The organism is Streptomyces sp. S.PB5 (assembly GCF_030403745.1).
Classification (GTDB): Bacteria; Actinomycetota; Actinomycetes; order Streptomycetales; family Streptomycetaceae; genus Streptomyces.
Genome location: NZ_JAQMWP010000004.1, coordinates 243,262 through 263,341, shown reverse-complemented (window position 1 = coordinate 263,341; position 20,080 = coordinate 243,262). Strand labels below are relative to the sequence as shown.

Below are 20,080 nucleotides of genomic sequence, written 5' to 3'. Positions count from 1 at the left end.
AGACGGCAACGCTGAAAGAGCTCGACGGCGCCTTTCCCCCGCCCACTCACGCGCGGACGCCTTCGAACGAACCGCCTTCGACCTGGTATGCCCCATAGCATCGAGACCGGCCACGGTCTGGGCGTTTTTGTTCGAACCATCACTCGATGCATTGAAAAACGCGGGACCTCGCACGTGTCGCTGCACATCCGTGGCAGCAGAGGCATTCCCCTGATCGGATCTGCCCCGTCCGTGAATGGAGAGCCCCATGCGAATCACTGACATCCAGCGCTGCGAGATCAAGCCTGGGCGGCTCTTCGAGTGGTCGCTGAGTCCCGCGGCCCTCGCGGTGGCGGAGGGCTTGGAGGAGGATTCCCGACCGGCAGCGTACATCCAGGAATCTCACATCAGGACGGCTCGCTCCCTGCGTGCGGACGGGTTGTCCGTGCCCACCTGGCTGGCCGCGGCGTTCGACATCCCGGGCAGCGTCGACCTCGACGTACTGGAGAGCGCGCTGCGCGACTGGATGCTCCGGCACGAAACGCTGCGCAGCGGATTCCGCCTCGTCGGCGACGAGATCCGCAGATTCACGCTCCTGCCCGAGGACGTGTCCCTGCGCCGAGAGGCGATCGGTGACTTCTCCGACGCCACGGAGCTGACCCAGTACCTCCAGGATCGTTTCGACTCCACCGCCGACGCGCTCCGCTGGCCGAACTTCCTGTACACGGCGGTCGTCCGGGACGACTGCACCAGTGTGTACATGGCCTTCGACCACAGCAACGTCGACGCCTACTCCCTCCAGCGCATCCCCGCCGAGATCCACGAGCTGTACACGGCGGGCGTCGAGGGCGGTGCCGTGGTGCGGTCCGAGGCCAGCAGTTATGTCGACTTCTGCGAGATCGAGCGGACCAACGCCGACCAGATCGACGCAGACCACGAAGTCGTCGCCCGCTGGCGGGAGTTCATCCGCCGCTGTGACGGCAGGCTGCCGAGTTTCCCGGTCGATCTCGGCGTGGCACCCGGTGCCGGGCTCCCCACCCAGAAACTCATGCAGGGGATGCTGGTCGGCGCTGACGACGCCGCGGCCTTCGAAGCGTACTGCCGGCCTTACGGCGGCACACTGGTGGGCATTCTGGCCGCCACGAGCCTCATCGTCCGGGAGATCGGCGGACAGTCCGTGTACCGCACAGTCGCGCCGTTCCACACTCGGGTGAAGTCCCAATGGTCGGACTCCGTGGGCTGGTACGTCGGGGGCGCCCCGATCGAGGTGCCCGCGGCGAAGGCGCCCGATTTCGACAGCGCCCTGAAGACCGTACGCGCCGAACTGCACGCCAACAGGTCGCTGGCACGCATCCCCCTCGCCCGAGTCCTGGGTCTGCTCGGTTCGGACTTCCGGCCGACCTCCCCCGACCTGTACTCGATCGTCTCGTACGTCGACACCCGGGGCCTGCCCGGATCCGAGCGCTGGGCCGAACTGAACGCCTACGGACTGATCCGGGTCTCCTACGGCGACCAGGTGTGCGTGTGGGTCAACCGGCTTCACGAGGGCCTGTGGTTCGCGAGCCGGTATCCGGAGACGGACATCGCGTACAAGAACATGCGACTGTACTCCGAGTGGCTGCGGGACCTGATCGTGTCGGTCGCTCGGGGCTGACCGCCCGCCGGATGCCGGTGGGTTCCGCTCAGGCCATGGACCTCGCCTCGCCGATCATGTCCGCGAGCTGGTCCACGGCCCTGTCCTCGGTCCTGTCTGCCAGCCGCTGAGCGCGTGCGCCGAGTTCGTCGAGGCCCGGGTTGCCCGGGAGGGTACCGGTGCTGTCGTGGCGGGAGCGGAGGTGGTCGGCGAAGTAGGCGGCCACGGCGGCGACCTGGAGGCGGGGCTTCGCGTCCCAGAGGTCGCTGTCGAGGTCCTCGGACTCCAGCCGGCCGGACTCCTCGTGCGGGGTGCGGGAGGCGGGGTCGAGCCAGCGGACGCTCGCGGTGGCCAAGTGGCCGTCGGCGCCGGGCCTGTGGCGGACGGCGTAGAGGGCGGTGACGGTGTGGCCGGGGCCGATCTCGCCGCCGTCGACGCTGTCGTCGCGGAAGTCCTCGTCGTCGACGCGGCGGTTGTCGTAGCCGATCAGACGGAACTCCTTGACCGTCTCGGGGTCGAAGGCGACCTGGGCCTTGGCGTCGCGGGCGGTGAGGTCGATGTTCTGCGGGAGCTGTTCGACGAAGACCTTGCGGGCGCCCTCCTCGTCGGAGACGTAGGCGGTGTGGCCGTCGCCCTTGTCGGCGAGTTCCTCCATGAGTTCGTCGCCGTAGTCGCTGCCGACGCCCACGCCGAAGAGGGTGATGCCGTGTTCGCGGCGTTCGCTCGCGATGCTTTCGAGGATGGTCTCGGAGTCGGTGTCGCCGGTGTTGGCGAGGGCGTCGGAGATGAGGACGACGCGGTTGGTGGCGCCCTCGCGCAGGCCGTCCTCGGCGGTCTCGTAGCCGGTCTCGACGCCCGCGCCGAGGTTGGTGGAGTCGGCGGGCTCCAGGCTGTCGATGGCGTCGTGGATCTCGTCGCGGTTGCCGTCGAGGCGGGTCATCGGCAGGACCCGCTCGGCCTCGTCGCTGAAGGTGACGATCGCGACCGAGTCGTCGTCGCGCAGCTGGTCCGTCATCGTGCCGAGGGAGTCCTTGGCGAGGTCCAGGCGGCCGGGCTCGGCCATGGAGCCGGAGATGTCGATGACGAAGGTCAGCGCGGCCGGCGGGCGGTCGTCGGAGTCCTCGGCGGCGCGGGTGGCGAGGCCCACGCGGACCAGGGACCAGTCGTCCTCGTCGGTGCGGGCGCCGTCGACGGTGACCGAGAAGCCGTTGCCGTCGGGGCGGTCGTAGTCCTGGCGGAAGCTGTTGACGAACTCCTCGGGGCGGACCGTCGAGGGGTCCGGGAGCCGGCCCTCGGCGAGGGTGCGGCGGGCGTAGCCGTAGGAGGCGGTGTCGACGTCGAGGGCGAAGGTGGAGAGGTAGTCGGGGTCGGGGGCGACCTCGCGGGAGTCGCCGTCGGAGCTGTCGGAGCTGTCCGCGCCGTCCGGGCCGGTCTGCTGTTCGCCGTCGGGGGCGGGTGCGTAGCCGCCGCCCGCCTTGCTGCCGTCGGCGGAGGAGTCGCTCAGGCTGCTGCCGTCGTCGGTCCCGCTGCAGCCCGTCAGCAGCAGGCCGCCCGCCGCGGTGAGTGCGAGCAGGGCCGCGCGCACGCGTCGTATTCGGTACTGCTCCATCTTCCGTGCCCCCTTGGTCCGTTGACGTCGACTTCTGTGACTGTGACGGGCCAGGGGGCCGGAACGTGCGCTACGAAGCGTTGCGGAAGGGTCTCGAAGAGGGCACGGAGGGCGGGTGTCGAGACCGGTGGGTGATCTTCCGTTGACCTAGGAGACCACGTCCTTGCGGGCGAAACCGCGGAAGGCCAGCGCGAACAGGACGAGGGCGTACGTTACCGACAGGGAGGCGCCCTGGATCATGTCGGACCACTCCAGGCTGGGCCGTACGGCGTCGAGCCAGGCGTACTGCCAGTGTGCGGGCAGGAAGTCGCGCCAGTCGCCGAGGGCCGTCACCTCGTCCAGGACGCTGCCGATGATGGTCAGGCCGACCGCGCCGCCGACCGCGCCCAGGGGGGCGTCGGTGCGGGTGGAGAGCCAGAACGCCAGGGCGGCGGTGACGAGTTGGGACACGAAGATGTACGCCACCGTGATCAGCAGGCGCTGGGCGGCGGTGCCGGCCGGCATCGAGCCGCCGGTGGGCAGCTCCAGCGGGCCCCAGCCGTAGGCGGCCGTGCCGACGGCGAGGGCGACGACCGGGAGCAGCACCATCGCGGCGAAGCTCAGGGTCAGCGCGACGACCAGCTTGGACCACAGCAGCCGGGCCCGGGGCACGGGCGCGGCCAGCAGATAGCGCAGGGACGACCAGCCGGCCTCCGAGGCGACGGTGTCCCCGAAGAACAGCGCCACCGGGATGACCAGGAGGAAGCCCGCCGAGGCGAAGAGGTTCACCGCGGCGAAGTTGGCCCCGGACAGGGTGGCGGTGTCCATCAGGTTGACCCGGTCGTTGCCCGAGCCGGGTTCGCCGCCCACCTGGAAGGCGATCAGCAGGATGAAGGGCAGGGCGAACAGGATCCCGCCCATCACCAGGGTGCGGCGGCGCTTCAGCTGCCGGACCAGTTCGACCCGGAAGGGCAGCGTGCGGCCGGCGCGGTAGCCGTCGGCGACCTCCGCGCGGGCGGCGGTCAGCGTGCTGCTCACGCCTGCTCCTTCTGCCGAGCTCATGCGTGGTCTCCGATCAGGGTGAGGAAGGCGTCCTCCAGGCGGCGGTGGGGGCCCACCGAGGTCACGGGGACTTCCAGCCGGACGAGTTCGGCGACCAGGCGGGCGGCGCTGCCGTCGGCGTCGAGCCGGACCAGCAGCCCGTCGTCGGTGACGGCGGCCGAGGCGATGCCCGGGAGGGCGGCGACCTTCTCGGCGACCGGTTCCGTCACGGGTTCGGCGGTGCCGACCAGGAGGGTGTCGCCGGAGCCGACGATCTCGCCGACCGGGCCCGCCTGCACGAGCTGCCCGTGGTCCATCACCACGAGGTGGGTGCAGGTCTGCTCGACCTCCGACAGGAGATGGCTGGAGACGATGACGGTACGGCCGGCCGCCGCGTAGCGGATCATCACCTCGCGCATCTCGCGGATCTGCGGCGGGTCGAGGCCGTTGGTCGGTTCGTCGAGGATCAGCAGGTCCGGCAGGCCGAGCATGGCCTGGGCGATGGCGAGGCGCTGGCGCATGCCCTGGGAGTAGGTGCGGACCGCGCGGGCGAGCGCGTCGCCGAGGCCCGCGATCTCCAGGGCCTCCTCCAGGTGGGCGTCCTCGGGCGGGCGGCCGGTGGCCTGCCAGTACAGCTCCAGGTTCTCGCGCCCCGACAGGTGCGGGAGGAAGCCCGCGCCCTCGACGAAGGCGCCGACCCGGGACAGGACCGGGGCGCCGGGCGCGATGGCATGGCCGAAGACGCGGATCTCGCCGCCGTCCGGCTTGATCAGGCCCATCAGCATGCGCAGGGTCGTGGTCTTGCCCGCGCCGTTCGGGCCGAGGAGTCCGAGGACCTGGCCCTTCTCGACGCGGAAGGAGAGGTCCTTGACCGCGTACCGGTCCGTCGACTTGGCGTAGCGCTTGCTCAAGTCGGTGATCTGGAGCGGGACTTCGGCCAGCGCGGGCTCGGGGGCGGCGGGCGCGGCCGTACGGCGGCGGCCGGTGAGGATCAGGAGCAGGGCGATCAGCGCGCCGGTCAGCGGCAGCCACCACACCCAGGAGGGCAGCGGCGTCTGGGCCCGGTCCTCGCTGAGCGCGGTGGGCACCTTCAGGCCGTCGCCCTTGAGGGAGACGGTGTACGTCGCCGGGGTCGCCGGGGAGGCGTAGCCGAGGTCGGTGGAGGCGAGGACCAGGCGCAGGCGGTGGTCGTCGTCGATCTCGTGGTAGATCGCGGGCAGGGTGATGTCGACGTCCTTGCCCGCCTTGGCGCCCTCGACGCGGATGGGGGCGACCAGCTGGGAGGGCAGGGTCTGCTGGCGGCCGTCGGGGCCGACGTCGTACAGCTTGGCGAAGAGGACGGCGTCGTCGGTGGTCGACTTCACGTGGACGGTGACCGTGGACGAACCGGTGATCTGGAGGTCGTCCTCGACGGGCGCCGACTCGAAGGAGGCGTACTGGCCGGGGAAGTCCAGGGAGACCGAGACGCCGAGCGAGGAGAGCTGGGCGAGGCCGCCGGCGGCGCTGCCGAGGCCGGGGAGGGCCGATACGGCGGGCGGGTTGGCGCCGGCCGGGTTGGCGAAGCTCTGTTCGCGGCGGCCGGTGAGGGCGACGGTGCGCTGCTCGCTCTCCAGGCCGGGGTAGGTGTCCTCGGTCACGCCCCTGGTCCGCTGCTCGGTCTCGCCGGAGCTGGAGGTGGTGGCGCCGAGGGTGCGGGTGACGCGGAAGGCGGAGCCGGTGTCGGCGCTCTTGTCGTCCTTGAGGTAGCGGTCGAACCAGGAGGTGACGCGGGACTGGACGCGGTCGGTCTCCAGGTTGCCGCCGTCGTGGCCGCCCGCGATCCAGTCGACGTCCACGGGGGCGCCGTTGGCCTTGATCGCCTTCGCGGCGGCGTCGGACTGGTCGAGGGTGAAGAGGGAGTCGGTCTGGCCCTGGAACAGGAGGGTGGGGACCTTGATCCGGTCGCCCACCGCGGCGGGCGAGCGCTCCTCGAGCATCTTCTCGGCCGCGGCGTCCGGGATGCCGGACTCGGCGACGCGCTCGTACATCGCGCAGATCGCCGGTTCGAACTTGTCGCAGCCGCCCGCGGTGTTGACGAAGATGCCGGCCCACAGCTTCTTGAAGACGCCGTTCGGGAAGAGGGCGTCCGAGAGGTTCCAGTAGGTGATCGCGGGCGCGATGGCGTCGACGCGGCTGTCGTGTCCGGCGGTGAGGAGGGCGATCGCGCCGCCGTAGGAGGCACCCGCCATGCCCACGCGGGGGTCGCCGGGCTTGTCGAGCTGGACCGTGGGCTGGGTCGCCAGCCAGTCGATCAGCTTCCGGACGTCGGCCACTTCGGCGTCCGGATCGTTGAGGCCCACCTTGCCCGTCGATCTGCCGAAGCCCCGGGCGGACCAGGTGAGGACCGCGTAGCCGTCCCGGGCGAGGGACTCCGCCTGGTCGCGCACGTCGTCCTTGCTGCCGCCGAAGCCGTGGCCCAGCAGGACCGCGGGGTGTCTGCCGGGGGTGTCGGGGGTGAAGTACGAGGTGTCCACCCGTACGCCGTCGAGCGACATGACCCGGTCCGCTCGGTGCACCGGTGGCGCGTCGTCGTCCGCGACGGCCGTCCATGTACCGGCACCGGCGAGCACTACGACGGAGGCCGCGGCGGCGATCCACCGTCGCGGCCTCCGGAGGCGTCCTCGCAGTCCGGGGGGTCGAAGATCCATGGTTCAACGGTACGGGCTCAACCTGTCGGCAACTTATCGACCGGAGACCGAACTCGGCGCCCTCCCGCGGGCGTACACGGCCCTCCCCTCGTACACCAGGCGCGGTACGCGGGCCTGTGCCGTCCCCACCCCGACGGACTCGATTCCCGCGGCCACCGCTCCGCCGTCGGCGGGGAACGGCCGGCCGAGGAGTTCCGCGCGCTCGGTGTGCGCGCTGGCGGAGTGCTTCTGGCGCACGCCTGCCTGCGCGGCCCGGGGCCGGTGCGGGGCGGCGGCAGCGGGGGCCGTGGTCCGGGCGCTGAGAGCCGCACTCGGCCGCGACGGCACCCTCTCCCGCTGTACCGGCGGCGCGTCGAAGGGCTGACGTCCGCGCAGGTGGGGGGAGGTACGCCGGTGGATGCCGCCGTTCGATCCGCCCGGGCCCCGGCCCGGTCGACGGGGTGGCCGGCCGAGCGGGTGCGCGTCCAGCCCGGCGCCCTGCGCGGCGCGCATCCGCAGACCTCCTTCGCCGCCGCCGGTCCCCTGGCCGAGTACCGGGTGTCGGTCCCGGCCGGGCGGGTGGGCGGGGTGACGGCCCGGCTGTTCTGCCTGCGGGCCGCCGTTGCCCCTGCATCGCGCGGGGGCGGCCGGACCGCCGTCAGACGGATCGCGCGGCTGAGCTTGCGGGGCTGCCGGACGGCGGGGAAATCCGGTCGCGGGGGTGTCGGTGGTGGCGGCTACAGTCACTTCTCACAGAATTCTCATACGAATCACAGCAATGGGTGGGGAACATGCAGCACAAGCACACCGCTGCCTGGGTGGGGTTCACGGCGGCGGCGCTGATGGCGACGTCCGCGTGCGGGGCGGACTCCGTGAAGCAGGCGGCCGAGGCGGTCGACAAGACCGACGCGATCATGGCGGCGCTCACGCGGGCCACCGACCGGACCGAGCAGCTCGGGTCGGCCGAGGTGAAGATGTCGACCGACATAGGCACCGGCACCCCGATCGCCATGGACGGCACGTACTCGTGGGGTGACGGATACGCCTACGACGTCGAGATGGACACCAAGGCCGCGCAGATGGACACGCTGACGGACGACCCGTCGATCCGTGTGCTGTTCGTGGACGGCGCCTACTACTACGACGTCGACCCGCAGCCCTCCGGCCCGCTGGCGGGCAAGGAGTGGATGAAGATCGACGGCTCGGCCGTCTTCGGCGAGTCCGGCGCCGAGGCCCTCAGCGGCAGCAACGGCAGCCCGTCGGCGTCCATGAAGGGCCTCAAGTACGCCAAGGACGTCGAGGACCTCGGCAAGGAGACCGTCAACGGGCAGAGCACCACCCACTACCGGGCCGTGCTCGACCAGAAGCAGCTGGGCAAGTTCGCGGAGGCCTACGGCGACGAGAACAGCCTCATGGGCGACGTCACCGGCGGTGCGACCTCGATCTCCATGGACGTCTGGGTCGGCGCCAAGGACCTGCCGGTCCGGCTGACGCAGGAGATCGGCGCCATGAAGGTCACCATGGACTTCGAGAAGTTCGGCAAGACGGCCGTGGTCAAGGCTCCCCCGGCTTCGGAGACCGCCGACATGACCGAGGCGATCAAGGAATCCCAGGGCCAGTAGGCATGACGGGGCCCGGGCACCTGTACGAGGTGCCCGGGCCCGGTCGGTCAGTGCCGGTCGGTCAGTGGTTGCGCGGGAAGCCCAGGTCGACGCCCGCCGGGGCCTCGGACGGGTCCGGCCAGCGGGTCGTGACGACCTTGCCGCGGGTGTAGAAGTGGGTGCCGTCGTTGCCGTAGATGTGGTGGTCGCCGAAGAGCGAGTCCTTCCAGCCGCCGAAGCTGTGGTAGCCGACGGGGACCGGGATCGGGACGTTCACGCCGACCATGCCGGCCTCGATCTCCAGCTGGAAGCGGCGGGCGGCGCCGCCGTCGCGGGTGAAGATCGCGGTGCCGTTGCCGAAGGGCGAGCTGTTGATGAGGGCCACGCCCTCCTCGTACGTGTCCACGCGCAGCACGCACAGCACCGGGCCGAAGATCTCGTCCTGGTAGGCCTTGGCGGAGGTCGGGACCTTGTCAAGGAGCGAGATGCCGATCCAGTGGCCGTCCTCGAAACCCTCGACCGTGTAGCCGGTGCCGTCCAGGACGACCTCGGCGCCTTCTGCCGCCGCGCCCTCGACGTAGGACGCCACCTTGTCGCGGTGGACCTTGGTGATGAGCGGGCCCATCTCGGAGGTCGGGTCGTTGCCGGGGCCGATCTTGATCTTCTCGGCGCGCTCGCGGATCTTGTCCACCAGCTCGTCGCCGATCGAACCCACCGCCACGACGGCCGAGATGGCCATGCAGCGCTCGCCCGCGGAGCCGTAGGCCGCCGAGACGGCCGCGTCCGCCGCCGCGTCGAGGTCGGCGTCCGGCAGGACCAGCATGTGGTTCTTGGCGCCGCCGAGCGCCTGGACCCGCTTGCCGTTCGCCGAGGCGGTGGTGTGGATGTAGCGGGCGATCGGGGTCGAGCCGACGAACGACACCGCCTTGACGTCGGGGTGCTCCAGGAGGCGGTCCACCGCCACCTTGTCGCCGTGGACGACGTTGAAGACGCCGTCCGGGAGACCGGCTTCCGCCAGCAGCTCGGCGAGCTTGAGCGACGCCGACGGGTCCTTCTCCGACGGCTTCAGGACGAAGGTGTTGCCGGTCGCGATGGCGATCGGGAACATCCACATCGGGACCATCGCCGGGAAGTTGAACGGCGTGATGCCGGCGACGACACCGAGCGGCTGGCGGATGGACGCCACGTCGACACGGCTGGCGACCTGCGTCGACAGCTCGCCCTTCAGCTGCACGTTGATACCGCAGGCGAGGTCCACGATCTCCAGCCCGCGGGCCACCTCACCGAGGGCGTCGGAGTGCACCTTGCCGTGCTCGGCGGTGATCAGCTCGGCGATCGCGTCGCGGTTGGCGTCCAGCAGCGCGCGGAACTTGAAGAGGATCTCCGTGCGCTTGGCCAGCGAGGACTGGCCCCAGGACACGAACGCGTCCTTGGCCGCCTGCACCGCCTGGTCGACCTCGTCGACGGACGCGAACGCGACCTTCGTGGTGACCGCGCCGGTCGCCGGGTCGGTGACCGGCCCGTAGTTGCCCGACGCGCCTTCGACGGTCTTGCCGCCGATCCAGTGGTTGACGATCTTCGTCATGCCCAGTTGCTCCTTCACAGATGGCGGCGTCGGGTAGAGACGTGCCGGTCGTACTCCTCGCGGGCCTTCACCGCCGACGGTCGGGTCGCGGTCTCGGCCACAGGTACATCCCACCAGGCTTGCGCCGGAGGCGCGCCCGACACTGTGTCTGCCGTTTCGGTCTCGACGTAGACACATGTGGGAGTGTCCGCCGCGCGTGCCTGGGCGAGGGCCTCGCGCAGGTCACTGACGGTCTTCGCGCGCAGAACGCGCATCCCCAGACTGGCCGCGTTGGCGGCCAGGTCCACCGGGAGCGGGGCCCCGGTGTAGGTGCCGTCGTCCGACTGGTAGCGGTACGCGGTACCGAACCGCTCGCCGCCCACCGACTCGGACAGTCCGCCGATCGACGCGTACCCGTGGTTCTGGATGAGCAGCATCTTGATCGCGACGCCCTCCTGGACGGCGGTCACGATCTCGGTCGGCATCATCAGGTAGGTGCCGTCGCCGACCAGCGCCCAGACGTTCCGCTCGGGGGCGGCCATCTTCACGCCGATCGCGGCCGGGATCTCGTAGCCCATGCAGGAGTAGCCGTACTCCAGGTGGTACTGGTCCCGGGAGCGGGCCCGCCACAGTTTGTGCAGGTCGCCGGGGAGGGAGCCGGCCGCGTTGATGACGACGTCCGACTCGTCGACGATCGCGTCCAGGGCGCCGAGGACCTGCGGCTGCGTCGGGCGTACGTCGGGTTCGTCGGCCTCGTAGCAGGCGTCGACGCGGTGTTCCCAGCGGTCCTTGTCGAGGGTGTACTCGGCGATGTACGCCTCCTCGACCCGGTGCTCGTGCATCCGCAGGGCCGCGGTCAGTTCGGCCAGACCGCTGCTCGCGTCCGCGATGAGCGGAGTGCCGGCGAGCTTGTGGCCGTCGAAGGGCGCGATGTTGAGGTTGAGGAAGCGGACGCCGTCGCCTGCGAACAGGGTGTGGGAGGCGGTGGTGAAGTCGGTGTAGCGGGTGCCGACGCCGATCACCAGGTCTGCCTGGCGGGCGAGTTCGTTGGCGGTGGCGGTGCCGGTGTGGCCGACGCCGCCGACGTCCTGGGGGTGGTCCCAGCGCAGCGAGCCCTTGCCGGCCTGGGTCGAGGCGACGGGGATCCCCGTCGTCTCCGCGAACTCGGCGAGCGCCTCCTCCGCGCGGCTGTGGTGGACACCGCCGCCCGCGACGACCAGCGGCCGGCGTGCGGACCTGATCACCCTGATGGCTTCGGCGAGTTCGGTGGGATCGGCGCCCGGACGCCGTACGACCCAGGTGCGCTCGGCGAAGAACTCCTCGGGCCAGTCGTAGGCCTCGGCCTGGACGTCCTGCGGGAGGGCGAGGGTCACGGCGCCGGTCTCCACCGGGTCCGTCAGCACGCGCATCGCCTGGAGGGCCGCCGGGATCAGGGCCTCGGGGCGGGTGATCCGGTCGAAGTACCTCGACACCGGGCGCAGGCTGTCGTTGACGCTGATGTCGCCCGCGTAGGGGACTTCGAGCTGCTGGAGGACCGGGTCGGCGACGCGGGTGGCGAAGATGTCGCCGGGGAGGAGCAGGACCGGGAGGTGGTTGATGGTGGCGAGGGCGGCGCCGGTGACCAGGTTGGTGGCGCCCGGGCCGATCGACGTCGTCACGGCGTGTGTGGCCAGGCGGTTCGACTGACGGGCGTAGCCGATGGCCGCGTGGACCATCGACTGCTCGTTGCGGCCCTGGTGGTACGGCATGTCCTCGCCGTACTCGACGAGTGCCTGCCCGAGGCCGGCCACGTTGCCGTGGCCGAAGATGCCCCAGGTGGCGCCGATCAGCCGCTGCCGTACGCCGTCGCGTTCCGTGTACTGGGCGGCGAGGAAGCGGACGAGTGCCTGGGCAACCGTGAGCCTCGTCGTTGAGGTCTGCACCGTCATCGGTAACCCTCCGTGTGGTCCGGGTGGAAGCAGATCCGCCACTCCCGTGTCCCGCCGGGGCCCGCCATGACGTTCAGGTAGTACATGTCGTGGTCGGGCTGGGCGATCGACGGGCCGTGCCATCCGTCGGGGACGAGGACGGCGTCGCCGGAGCGGACCTCCGTGAGGACGTCCGATCCGCCCTCACGGGAGGGAGATACGCGCTGATAGCCGAAACCGTTCGGGCCGTCGATCTCGAAGTAGTAGATCTCCTCCAGCTCCGCTTCCTCGCCCGGCCGGTTCTCGTCGTGCTTGTGGGGCGGGTACGAGGACCAGTTGCCGCCGGGGGTGACGACCTCGACGGCGATCAGCTTGTCGCAGTCGAAGGCGTCGGCGGAGGCGAAGTTGCGGACGTGGCGCAGCCGGTTGCCGCTGCCGCGTTCCTCGGTGGGGACCTCCGGCGCGGGGCCGTAGCGGGCGGGGAGTCGTCGCTCGCACTTCGCTCCTGCCAGGGCGAAGCGGCCTCCCGCGCCGGAGGCGATCGTTGCCCGGGCGTCACGGGGCACGTACGCGAAGTCGGAGACCGACGCGAACACGCTTTCCCTGCCCAGGAGTTGGAACTCGTTTTCTTCTGTTTGTACGGTACATCCGCCTTCCAGCGGAAGCACGATCCACTCGCTGTCACCGGTGGTGAAGGTGTGCGTGCCACCCGCTTCCAGCGTGACGACGCGCAGACTGCAGTACGTCCAGCCGGCCCTCTTGGGGTCGATGTCCACGGTGTACTGGGCGTTGCTGGAGGCGCCCTTGGGCACGTACAGAGCGTTGTCGTTCGTCATGCGGCGGCCCTCACAGCAGTCCTACGGCGGTGTCCACGGCGGCGGTCACGTCCCCGTCCGCCGGGTAGAGCAGCGAACGGCCGACCACCAGGCCCCGGACGGTGGGGAGTTGCAGCGCGCCGCGCCACTTCTCGTACGCCCCGGCTTGTTCTTCCATGGACCCCCCGACCTCGCCGCCCAGCAGGACCGCGGGGAGCGTGGAGGTGGCCATGACCTCGGCCATGTCGTCGGGGTTCTCGGTGACGGGGACCTTCAGCCAGGTGTAGGCCGAACTGCCGCCCAGGCCCGAGGCGATGGCGATGGACTTGGTGACGGCCTCGGCCGAGAGGTCGTTCTTGACCTTGCCCTCCGCGTTGCGGCCGCTGATGAACGGCTCGACGAAGACCGGGAGTCGGCGGGCCGCCATGTCGTCGATCGCGCGGGCCGTGGACTCCATGGTGGTCAGCGAGCCCGGGTCGTCGTAGTCGATCCGCAGGAGCAGCTTGCCGGCGTCGAAGCCGAGCCGCTGGATGTCCTCGGCGCGGTGGCCGGTGAAGCGGTCGTCGAGCTCGAAGCTGGCGCCCTGGAGGCCGCCGCGGTTCATCGAGCCCATGACGACCTTGCCGTCGAGGGCGCCGAGCAGGAGCAGGTCGTCGAGGATGTCGGCGGTCGCGAGGACGCCGTCCACGCCGGGGCGCGACAGGGCGAGGACCAGGCGTTCCAGCAGGTCGGCGCGGTTGGCCATGGCCAACTTGCGGTCGCCGACGCCGAGGGCGCCGCGGGCCGGGTGGTCGGCGGCGACGATCATCAGCCGGCCGGCCTCGTTGAGCAGCGGCCTGCGCCGGCGGCGGGCGGCGGCCTCCGCGACGGCCTCGGGGTGACGGGTGCGCAGGCGGACGATCTCGGAGACGTCGACGGTCACTTGACGGCTCCAGCGGCGAGGGCGGACTCGATCTCGTCGGGCGTGGGCATGGCCGAGCTGCACTCCAGACGGGAGGCGACGATGGCACCCGCCGCGTTGGCGTGGCGCATGATCTTCTCCAGGTCCCAGCCTTCGAGGAGGCCGTGGCAGAGGGAGCCGCCGAAGGCGTCACCGGCACCGAGGCCGTTGAGGACGGTCACGGGGAGGGGCGGGACCTCGGCGGTCTGTCCGTCGCGGCCGACGGCCAGGACCCCCTTGGGGCCCTGCTTGACGACGGCGATCTCGACACCGGCGTCGAGGAGGGCCTGGGCGGCGGCCCGCGGCTCGCGCACTCCGGTGGCGACCTCGACCTCGTCCAGGTTTCCGACGGCGACGGTGGTGTGGCGGAGGGCTTCCTCGTAGAAGGGGCGGGCCTTGGCCGCCGGGTCCTTCCAGGCTGTGTCATTCCAAAACATGGGTCGCCAGTCGAGGTCGAAGACCGTCGTACCGGCCTTGGCCCGGTGGGCGAGGGCCGCCAGGGTCGCCGTACGGCTGGGCTCCTCGCTCAGGCCGGTGCCGGTGACCCAGAAGATGCGGGCCTCGCGGATGGCGTCGAGGTCGAGCTCGTGGGCGTCGATCTGCAGGTCCGGGGCCTTGGGCTCGCGGTAGAAGTACAGCGGGAAGTCGTCCGGCGGGAAGATCTCGCAGAAGACGACCGGGGTGGGCAGGCCGGGGACCGGGGTGACCCAGCGGTCGTCGACGCCGAAGCCCTTGAGCTCCTCGTGGAGGTACGTGCCGAACGGGTCGTCGCCGGTGCGGGTGATCACCGCGGTCTGGCGTCCCAGTCTGGCCGCGGCGACCGCGACGTTCGTGGCCGAGCCGCCGAGGAACTTGCCGAAGGTCTCCACCTGCGGCAGCGGGACGCCCGTCTGCAGCGGATAGAGATCCACTCCGATCCGCCCCATGGTGATCAGGTCGTACGCCATCGAGTTCCCTTCGTATCGGCTCTCCCCCGGTTTTGTAGTCCCCGACAAGGAGCCCTGTCAATGTTTTGTCCAGACATTCGGACGAGACCTTGACAGCGCTTACCGCTCGCGCGGAAGCTGACCGGCATGACGTCGTTGTCACCCTCTTCCTCACTGTCCCGCATCCGGATCGGCTCGGCTCCCGACTCCTGGGGTGTGTGGTTCCCCGACGATCCCCAGCAGGTCCCCTGGCAGCGCTTCCTCGACGAGGTCGCCGACTCCGGGTACGAGTGGATCGAGCTTGGCCCTTACGGGTATCTGCCGACGGATCCCGCCGTACTGACCGAGGAGGTCGCGCGGCGGGGGCTCAAGGTGTCCGCCGGGACCGTCTTCACCGGGCTGCACCACGGCGAGGGGGTCTGGGAGAAGACCTGGGCCCATGTCGCCGACAACGCGGTGCTGGCGCAGGCGATGGGGGCGAAGCACCTCGTGGTCATCCCGTCCTTCTGGCGGGACGACAAGACCGGTGAGGTGCTGGAGCCGGACACGCTGACGCCGGAACAGTGGCGGAATCTCACCTCGCTGACCGAGCGGCTCGGGGAGCGGGTGCGGGAGGAGTACGGGCTGCAGATCGTCGTGCATCCGCACGCCGACACGCACATCGACTCCGAGGAGAACGTGGTGCGGTTCCTGGACGGGACCGACTCCTCGCTCGTGTCGCTGTGCCTCGACACCGGGCACTACGCGTACTGCGGCGGGGACAGCGTCAAGCTGATCGAGACGTACGGGTCGCGGATCGGGTATCTGCACCTCAAGCAGGTGGACCCGGAGATCCTCGCGGACGTGCGGGCCAAGGGGACGCCGTTCGGGCCCGCTGTGGCTCAGGGTGTGATGTGTGAGCCGCCTTCGGGTGTGCCGGCTCTCGGGCCTGTGCTGGAGGCTGCGCAGGCTTTGGATGTCGATCTGTTCGCGATTGTCGAGCAGGACATGTATCCGTGTCCGCCGGATAAGCCGTTGCCCATTGCTCAGCGGACTCGGGCGTTTTTGAGGTCCTGCGGGGCGTAGGTGGTTTGTTGACTGCGGGTGCGTGGGGGTTGTTCGCGCCCACGCGGCGGAGCCGCAAATTGACACTGTCCCGCGCCCCTAGGGGTGTTGCAGCATGGCCGGATGACTCGTGCCGTACGTGTTCTGAACGGACATGGACCCTCTGGGTTCTGGGAGGTCGCCGTTGGTGTGCCTCATCCTCGGGTTCGGCCCGGTGTGATGAGCTACCGCGGGGTTCGGATCGCCATTGACAGGCCCCGGCGGCGGCTGGAGGCGCCCATCGGGGCCGCTACTTTGCTGTTGGGGTTCGAGGAGCCCGTACGGATCACCCGTGGCGGCCTGGAACCTGACACCCTCGTCTCCGTGTACTGCGGGCCCACGACCACCCCCGCCGTCGGTGAGCACGGTGGGCGGCTCTCGGGGATCGAGGTGCTGCTGGCGCCCTGGGCCGCCTTCACGCTCTTCGGTACTCCGCAGCACGAGCTCGCCAATCGGACCGTCGATCCGGACGAATTGCCGCACGCGCTGCCGGGCCGGGTCTGTGAACTCGCCGCCGCGTTGGCCTCGTTGCCGTCGTGGGAGGCGCGGTTCGGGCTGCTGGACGATGTGTTCGCGCGGTGGGCGGATGCCGGTACGCCGTGTTCGGCTCGGGTCGTGCGGGCCTGGGCGGAGCTGGTGCGGACGGGTGGGGCCGTGCCGGTGCCGGTACTCGCCGACCAGGTCGGATGGAGTGTGCGGCAGCTGGAGAGCCGGTTCCGGGAACAGATCGGGCTGGGGCCGAAGGCGGCCGGGCGGGTGCTGCGGTTGCAGCGGGCTCGGCGGTTGCTGGCCGCGGGACACGGACAGGCGGAGACGGCCGCGGTGTGCGGGTATTACGACCAGGCCCATCTCAGCGGCGAGTTCAAGGCGATGACGGGGTGTACGCCGCGGGAGTTCACGCTGGCGCGGCGGGGGCCCGGTGGGGTGCCCGGGGGTGACCGGATGTCGGGCGAGGCGACGAGTCTGGTGCTCGCGTCCGGTGGCGGTGCGGATTTTTCCAAGACCGGCCGTGTTGGCTGAATGCAGTCTGTGACCTCCGGTGTTGAGCCGCTCCGGCCCACGGGGGGCGGGGGAGCCGGCGGGCCGGGCCCGGCGCAGCGGGTCCGGCCCGCCCTGTGGGTACGGCCGCCCTGTGGGTACGGGTGGAGGCCCTGGGTCTCGTTGTCAGTGACGGTGGATAGCGTGCGGCCATGCCCGACACGTACACCACCCTGTGGACCAACGACCTCTGCGCCGGGTGACCGGCCGGCTGTGTCAGCGAGGTGCTCGTCGGGCCACCCGGTACACCGCTCGGCTTCCGAGTCCGCGCGGGAGTTGGAGGCCCTCGTCGGCCCCGGTGTCAACGCGCCTCGCCCGTAGGCCCGCGTACGCCTTTGCTGCACTCGCGTCACAAACGCCCCCTCCGTGTCACACATGTCGCGTGTACGCGGGTCTTGCGTCACACACGGTGCACAGGGCCTGACCCGCGGTCACTCAGCGTCGTTCACCGGGCACAGGCTTTGTGATCGCCAGCGCAGCGCCCGGTACCCCCGACGGCCGTTCCCGGTCGCCGCCGTGGTGCGCGCAGGGAGGTGCAACTCATGACCGACCGAAGGCTCTGGTCGTACAAGGAGATCGCCGCACACATCCGGGTGCAGCCGGACACCGTGCGGTCGTACCGCAAGCACGGGCTGCTGCCGCCGCCGGACCATGTGGAGGGCGGCAAGCCGTTCTGGTACGCGGACACCGTGCGGAAGTGGGTCGCCTCGCGGCCGGGCAACCGGGGGCGGAGAGAGGACTGAGCGCTCCGCCGGACGTACGGCGAGGGGTGGCGAGGGGCTGTCGGCCGGCTGCGGCGCCGTCGTGGCCGACCGGGGCATGGAAAGGGTGCCTGTGAGGTTTTCACGGGCAGTGTGGTGCCTCACGGGCAGTGTGGTGCCTCACGGGCAATGTGGTGCCGGTGATCCGCGGTGCCCCTCCCCCGGAGCGCCTCACCGCCACGGTTCGATGACCGTCACCCCCGCCCCCGGCGCCGTCCCCGTCGCGGCCAGCGCCGCAGGTGTCGCGGCCAGGTCGATCGAGGAGGTGACCAGCAGGTCGGGGCGGAGTACGCCCGCCCTGACCAGCTCCAGCATCGGCGGGTAGGTGTGCGCCGCCATGCCGTGGCTGCCGAGGAGTTCGAGTTCCAGGGCGATCGCGCGGGCCATCGGGACGGGCGTCGTGCCGTCCGCCGAGGGCAGCAGGCCGACCTGGAGGTGACGGCCGCGGCGGCGCAGGGAGCCGACCGAGGCGGCGCAGGTGACGGGGGAGCCGAGGGCGTCGAGGGACAAGTGGGCGCCGCCGCCCGTCAGTTCACGGACCGCTTCCGCCGTGTCCCCGGTCTCGGACGCGTTCACGCACTCCGCCGCGCCGAACTTCCTCGCCAGGTCCAGTGCCCGCGGGGACACGTCCACCGCCACCACCCTCGCGCCGGACGCCGCCGCGATCATCACCGCGGACAGGCCCACTCCGCCGCAGCCGTGCACGGCGACCCACTCCCCCGCGGCGAGCCTTCCCTGCTGCACGACCGCGCGGAACGCCGTGGCGAAGCGGCAGCCGAGCGCCGCGGCGGTGGCGTGGGAGAGGTCGTCCGGGATCGCCACGAGGTTCACGTCGGCGTGCTCCAGGGCCACGTACTCGGCGAAGGAACCCCAGTGGGTGAACCCGGGCTGGGTCTGGTGCGGGCAGATCTGGTGGTCGCCGGCCGCGCAGGTGGGGCAGGTGCCGCAGGCGCAGACGAAGGGGACGGTGACGCGGGCGCCGGGGCGCCAGCGGGTCACCTGGGCGCCGACCGCCTCGATCACGCCGGCGAGTTCATGGCCGGGGACGTGCGGGAGGGTGATGTCGGGGTCGTGGCCCTGCCAGCCGTGCCAGTCGCTTCTGCACAGGCCGGTGGCCTCCACCCGTACGACGACGCCGTGCGCGGAAGGCGCCGGGTCGGGGACCTCACGCACCTCGGCCGGTTCGCCGTACCGCTCGAATACCACCGCTCGCATCTGCCGTCCCCTCGTCGCTCTCGTGTGCGGGACCATGGTGGCCGGTCGCGCCCCGCGGCGCCCCTACCGGGTGTTCCGGATCGCTCTCGCCGTCGGGCTCATCACCGCCGGCGTCACCACGACTCCGAACCCCTGACCGCCCCCTCCGCTCCCGCGCGCTCTCCCCGCAACCGCAGCGCCGCCAGCGGGAACAGCAGCACCGACAGCATCCCGGCGCCCACCAGTGCCGCCGCCTCATCCGTCTTCAGGACCTTGTCCTCCACTCCGATCGTCGTGATGGCCACGACCAACGGCAGCGCGGTGGAGGCGAAGAGGGTGAGGGCGCGCCGGTCGCGTCGCAGGAGGTCGCGCGGGGCCAGGACGTACACCGGGAGACCGCGTACGGCGAGGAACAGCAGCAGGAAGACCGGCAGGAGCAGCAGGGCGCGGCCGCCGGACAGCAGGGCGTGCAGGTCGAACTCGATGCCGGTGACCACGAAGAACACCGGCACCAGGAAGCCGAAGCCCATCGCCTCGACCTTCTCAAGGACCGGCCCGGCGCTCTCCGGTGCCGCCCCGTGCAGCACCAGGCGGGTGATCACCCCGGCGGCGAAGGCGCCGAGGAGGGTGTCGAGGCCGAGGGCCTGGGAGACGCCGAGCATCACCATCAGCAGCAGCACGACCAGGCGTACGGCGAACTGGCCGCTGCTGTGCAGGGTCTTCGCCACCACCCGGGAGAACCACGGCGGGCGGGGCCGCGTCGCCCACCACACCGCGCCGGCCGTCAGCAGCGCGAACACCGCGAGGACCGCCGTCGACTGCCCCGGCGAACGACCGCTCAGCAGCAGCGCCATGGCGATGACCGGCCCGAACTCCCCCACCGCGCCGACCGCCAGCATCACCGAGCCGAAGCGGGAGTGCAGATCCCCCGCGTCCCGCAGCACCGGCAGGACCGTGCCGAGGGCGGTGCTGGTGAGGGCCGTGCCGATGTAGACGCCCCTGGACCAGCCGGACAGCGCCGAGGCGATCGCGAGTCCCGCCGCGAGCGAGATCCCCCATGCCCACAGCGAGCGCTTGAGGGTGTCGCCGCGGACCTTGTCGAACTCGATCTCGTAGCCGGCGAGGAAGATCAGCATCGTCAGGCCGAGGTCGGACAGGGTGTCGATGACCTGTCCGTCGCCCGCCCAGCCCAGTGCGTCGGGGCCGACCACGATGCCCAGCACGATCTCGAAGATGACGAGCGGCACGGGCAGCCACCGGCTGACCCCGTACGCGAGCAGCGGCGCCAGCACCGCGATGGACATGATCAGTACGAGCGTCCCGGCCTGCGACATAGGGCGTACT

General features: G+C 71.0%; 17 protein-coding genes. 6 read left to right on the top strand and 11 right to left on the bottom strand.

Going from position 1 to position 20,080, the window contains the following annotated elements; all coding sequences use genetic code 11:
- Positions 1-247: 247 nt before the first annotated feature.
- Positions 248-1,633 carry a condensation domain-containing protein gene (locus PH203_RS12715; RefSeq protein ID WP_289919922.1) on the top strand — a complete coding sequence of 462 codons (1,386 nt, stop codon included), beginning with the start codon at positions 248-250 and terminating at the stop codon, positions 1,631-1,633.
- Positions 1,634-1,661: 28 nt separating this feature from the next.
- Here the strand turns inward: PH203_RS12715 and PH203_RS12710 are convergent, their stop codons facing one another.
- The 4 genes from PH203_RS12710 to PH203_RS12695 form a co-directional block, all read right to left on the bottom strand.
- Positions 1,662-3,221 (bottom strand): VWA domain-containing protein, encoded by a 1,560-nt coding sequence (locus tag PH203_RS12710; protein WP_289919919.1) that lies wholly within the window; start codon positions 3,219-3,221, stop codon positions 1,662-1,664.
- Between the two features lie 147 nt (positions 3,222-3,368).
- The gene (locus PH203_RS12705) at positions 3,369-4,262 is read right to left on the bottom strand and encodes an ABC transporter permease (protein WP_289919917.1); all 894 of its coding nucleotides are present in this window, start codon (positions 4,260-4,262) and stop codon (positions 3,369-3,371) included.
- Positions 4,259-6,928 (bottom strand): alpha/beta fold hydrolase, encoded by a 2,670-nt coding sequence (locus tag PH203_RS12700; protein WP_289919915.1) that lies wholly within the window; start codon positions 6,926-6,928, stop codon positions 4,259-4,261. The genes PH203_RS12705 and PH203_RS12700 overlap by 4 nt, the downstream gene beginning before the upstream one ends.
- Positions 6,929-6,961: 33 nt before the next feature.
- Positions 6,962-7,420: a hypothetical protein gene (locus tag PH203_RS12695; RefSeq protein WP_289919913.1), complete on the bottom strand. Its 459-nt coding sequence runs from the start codon at positions 7,418-7,420 to the stop codon at positions 6,962-6,964.
- Between PH203_RS12695 and PH203_RS49665 the strand changes: the two genes are divergently transcribed.
- Both PH203_RS49665 and PH203_RS12690 read left to right on the top strand, forming a co-directional pair.
- Positions 7,304-7,750, top strand: coding sequence for an AAC(3) family N-acetyltransferase (locus tag PH203_RS49665; protein WP_354671240.1), 447 nt, complete (start codon positions 7,304-7,306; stop codon positions 7,748-7,750). The genes PH203_RS12695 and PH203_RS49665 overlap by 117 nt on opposite strands.
- Entirely contained in the window at positions 7,699-8,529 is an 831-nt protein-coding gene (locus PH203_RS12690) for a hypothetical protein (protein ID WP_289919911.1), read from the top strand. The genes PH203_RS49665 and PH203_RS12690 overlap by 52 nt, the downstream gene beginning before the upstream one ends.
- A gap of 61 nt (positions 8,530-8,590) precedes the next feature.
- On the opposite strand, the gene mmsA is transcribed toward PH203_RS12690, so the two are convergent.
- The 5 genes from mmsA to iolC are packed head-to-tail and all read right to left on the bottom strand — an operon-like array spanning position 8,591 to position 14,681.
- Positions 8,591-10,093, bottom strand: a complete 1,503-nt coding sequence (mmsA, locus tag PH203_RS12685) for a CoA-acylating methylmalonate-semialdehyde dehydrogenase (RefSeq protein WP_289919909.1) — start codon at positions 10,091-10,093, stop codon at positions 8,591-8,593.
- Between the two features lie 14 nt (positions 10,094-10,107).
- Entirely contained in the window at positions 10,108-12,000 is a 1,893-nt protein-coding gene (gene iolD, locus PH203_RS12680) for a 3D-(3,5/4)-trihydroxycyclohexane-1,2-dione acylhydrolase (decyclizing) (protein ID WP_289919906.1), read from the bottom strand.
- The gene (iolB, locus tag PH203_RS12675) at positions 11,997-12,815 is read right to left on the bottom strand and encodes a 5-deoxy-glucuronate isomerase (protein ID WP_289919904.1); all 819 of its coding nucleotides are present in this window, start codon (positions 12,813-12,815) and stop codon (positions 11,997-11,999) included. Before iolB ends, iolD begins: the two co-directional genes overlap by 4 nt.
- Before the next feature lie 10 nt (positions 12,816-12,825).
- A complete protein-coding gene (locus tag PH203_RS12670) occupies positions 12,826-13,716 on the bottom strand; it encodes a deoxyribose-phosphate aldolase (RefSeq protein ID WP_289919902.1) in 891 nt (296 codons plus the stop codon).
- Positions 13,713-14,681 carry a 5-dehydro-2-deoxygluconokinase gene (gene iolC / locus PH203_RS12665; RefSeq protein ID WP_289919901.1) on the bottom strand — a complete coding sequence of 323 codons (969 nt, stop codon included), beginning with the start codon at positions 14,679-14,681 and terminating at the stop codon, positions 13,713-13,715. Before iolC ends, PH203_RS12670 begins: the two co-directional genes overlap by 4 nt.
- A 126-nt stretch (positions 14,682-14,807) precedes the next feature.
- Here iolC and PH203_RS12660 point away from each other — a divergent pair, with 126 nt between their 5' ends.
- The 3 genes from PH203_RS12660 to PH203_RS12650 all read left to right on the top strand — a co-directional run bounded on the left by PH203_RS12660 (position 14,808) and on the right by PH203_RS12650 (position 17,524).
- Positions 14,808-15,725: a sugar phosphate isomerase/epimerase gene (locus PH203_RS12660; RefSeq protein ID WP_289919898.1), complete on the top strand. Its 918-nt coding sequence runs from the start codon at positions 14,808-14,810 to the stop codon at positions 15,723-15,725.
- A 198-nt stretch (positions 15,726-15,923) separates the two neighbouring features.
- The gene (locus PH203_RS12655) at positions 15,924-16,763 is read left to right on the top strand and encodes a helix-turn-helix domain-containing protein (protein WP_289919897.1); all 840 of its coding nucleotides are present in this window, start codon (positions 15,924-15,926) and stop codon (positions 16,761-16,763) included.
- 560 nt (positions 16,764-17,323) lie between these two features.
- Positions 17,324-17,524, top strand: a complete 201-nt coding sequence (locus PH203_RS12650) for a MerR family transcriptional regulator (protein WP_289919895.1) — start codon at positions 17,324-17,326, stop codon at positions 17,522-17,524.
- 189 nt (positions 17,525-17,713) lie between these two features.
- On the opposite strand, the gene PH203_RS12645 is transcribed toward PH203_RS12650, so the two are convergent.
- Both PH203_RS12645 and PH203_RS12640 read right to left on the bottom strand, forming a co-directional pair.
- The gene (locus PH203_RS12645; RefSeq protein WP_289919894.1) at positions 17,714-18,757 is read right to left on the bottom strand and encodes a zinc-dependent alcohol dehydrogenase family protein; all 1,044 of its coding nucleotides are present in this window, start codon (positions 18,755-18,757) and stop codon (positions 17,714-17,716) included.
- 113 nt (positions 18,758-18,870) lie between these two features.
- Positions 18,871-20,070, bottom strand: coding sequence for a cation:proton antiporter (locus PH203_RS12640; RefSeq protein WP_289919892.1), 1,200 nt, complete (start codon positions 20,068-20,070; stop codon positions 18,871-18,873).
- Positions 20,071-20,080 lie beyond the last annotated feature (10 nt).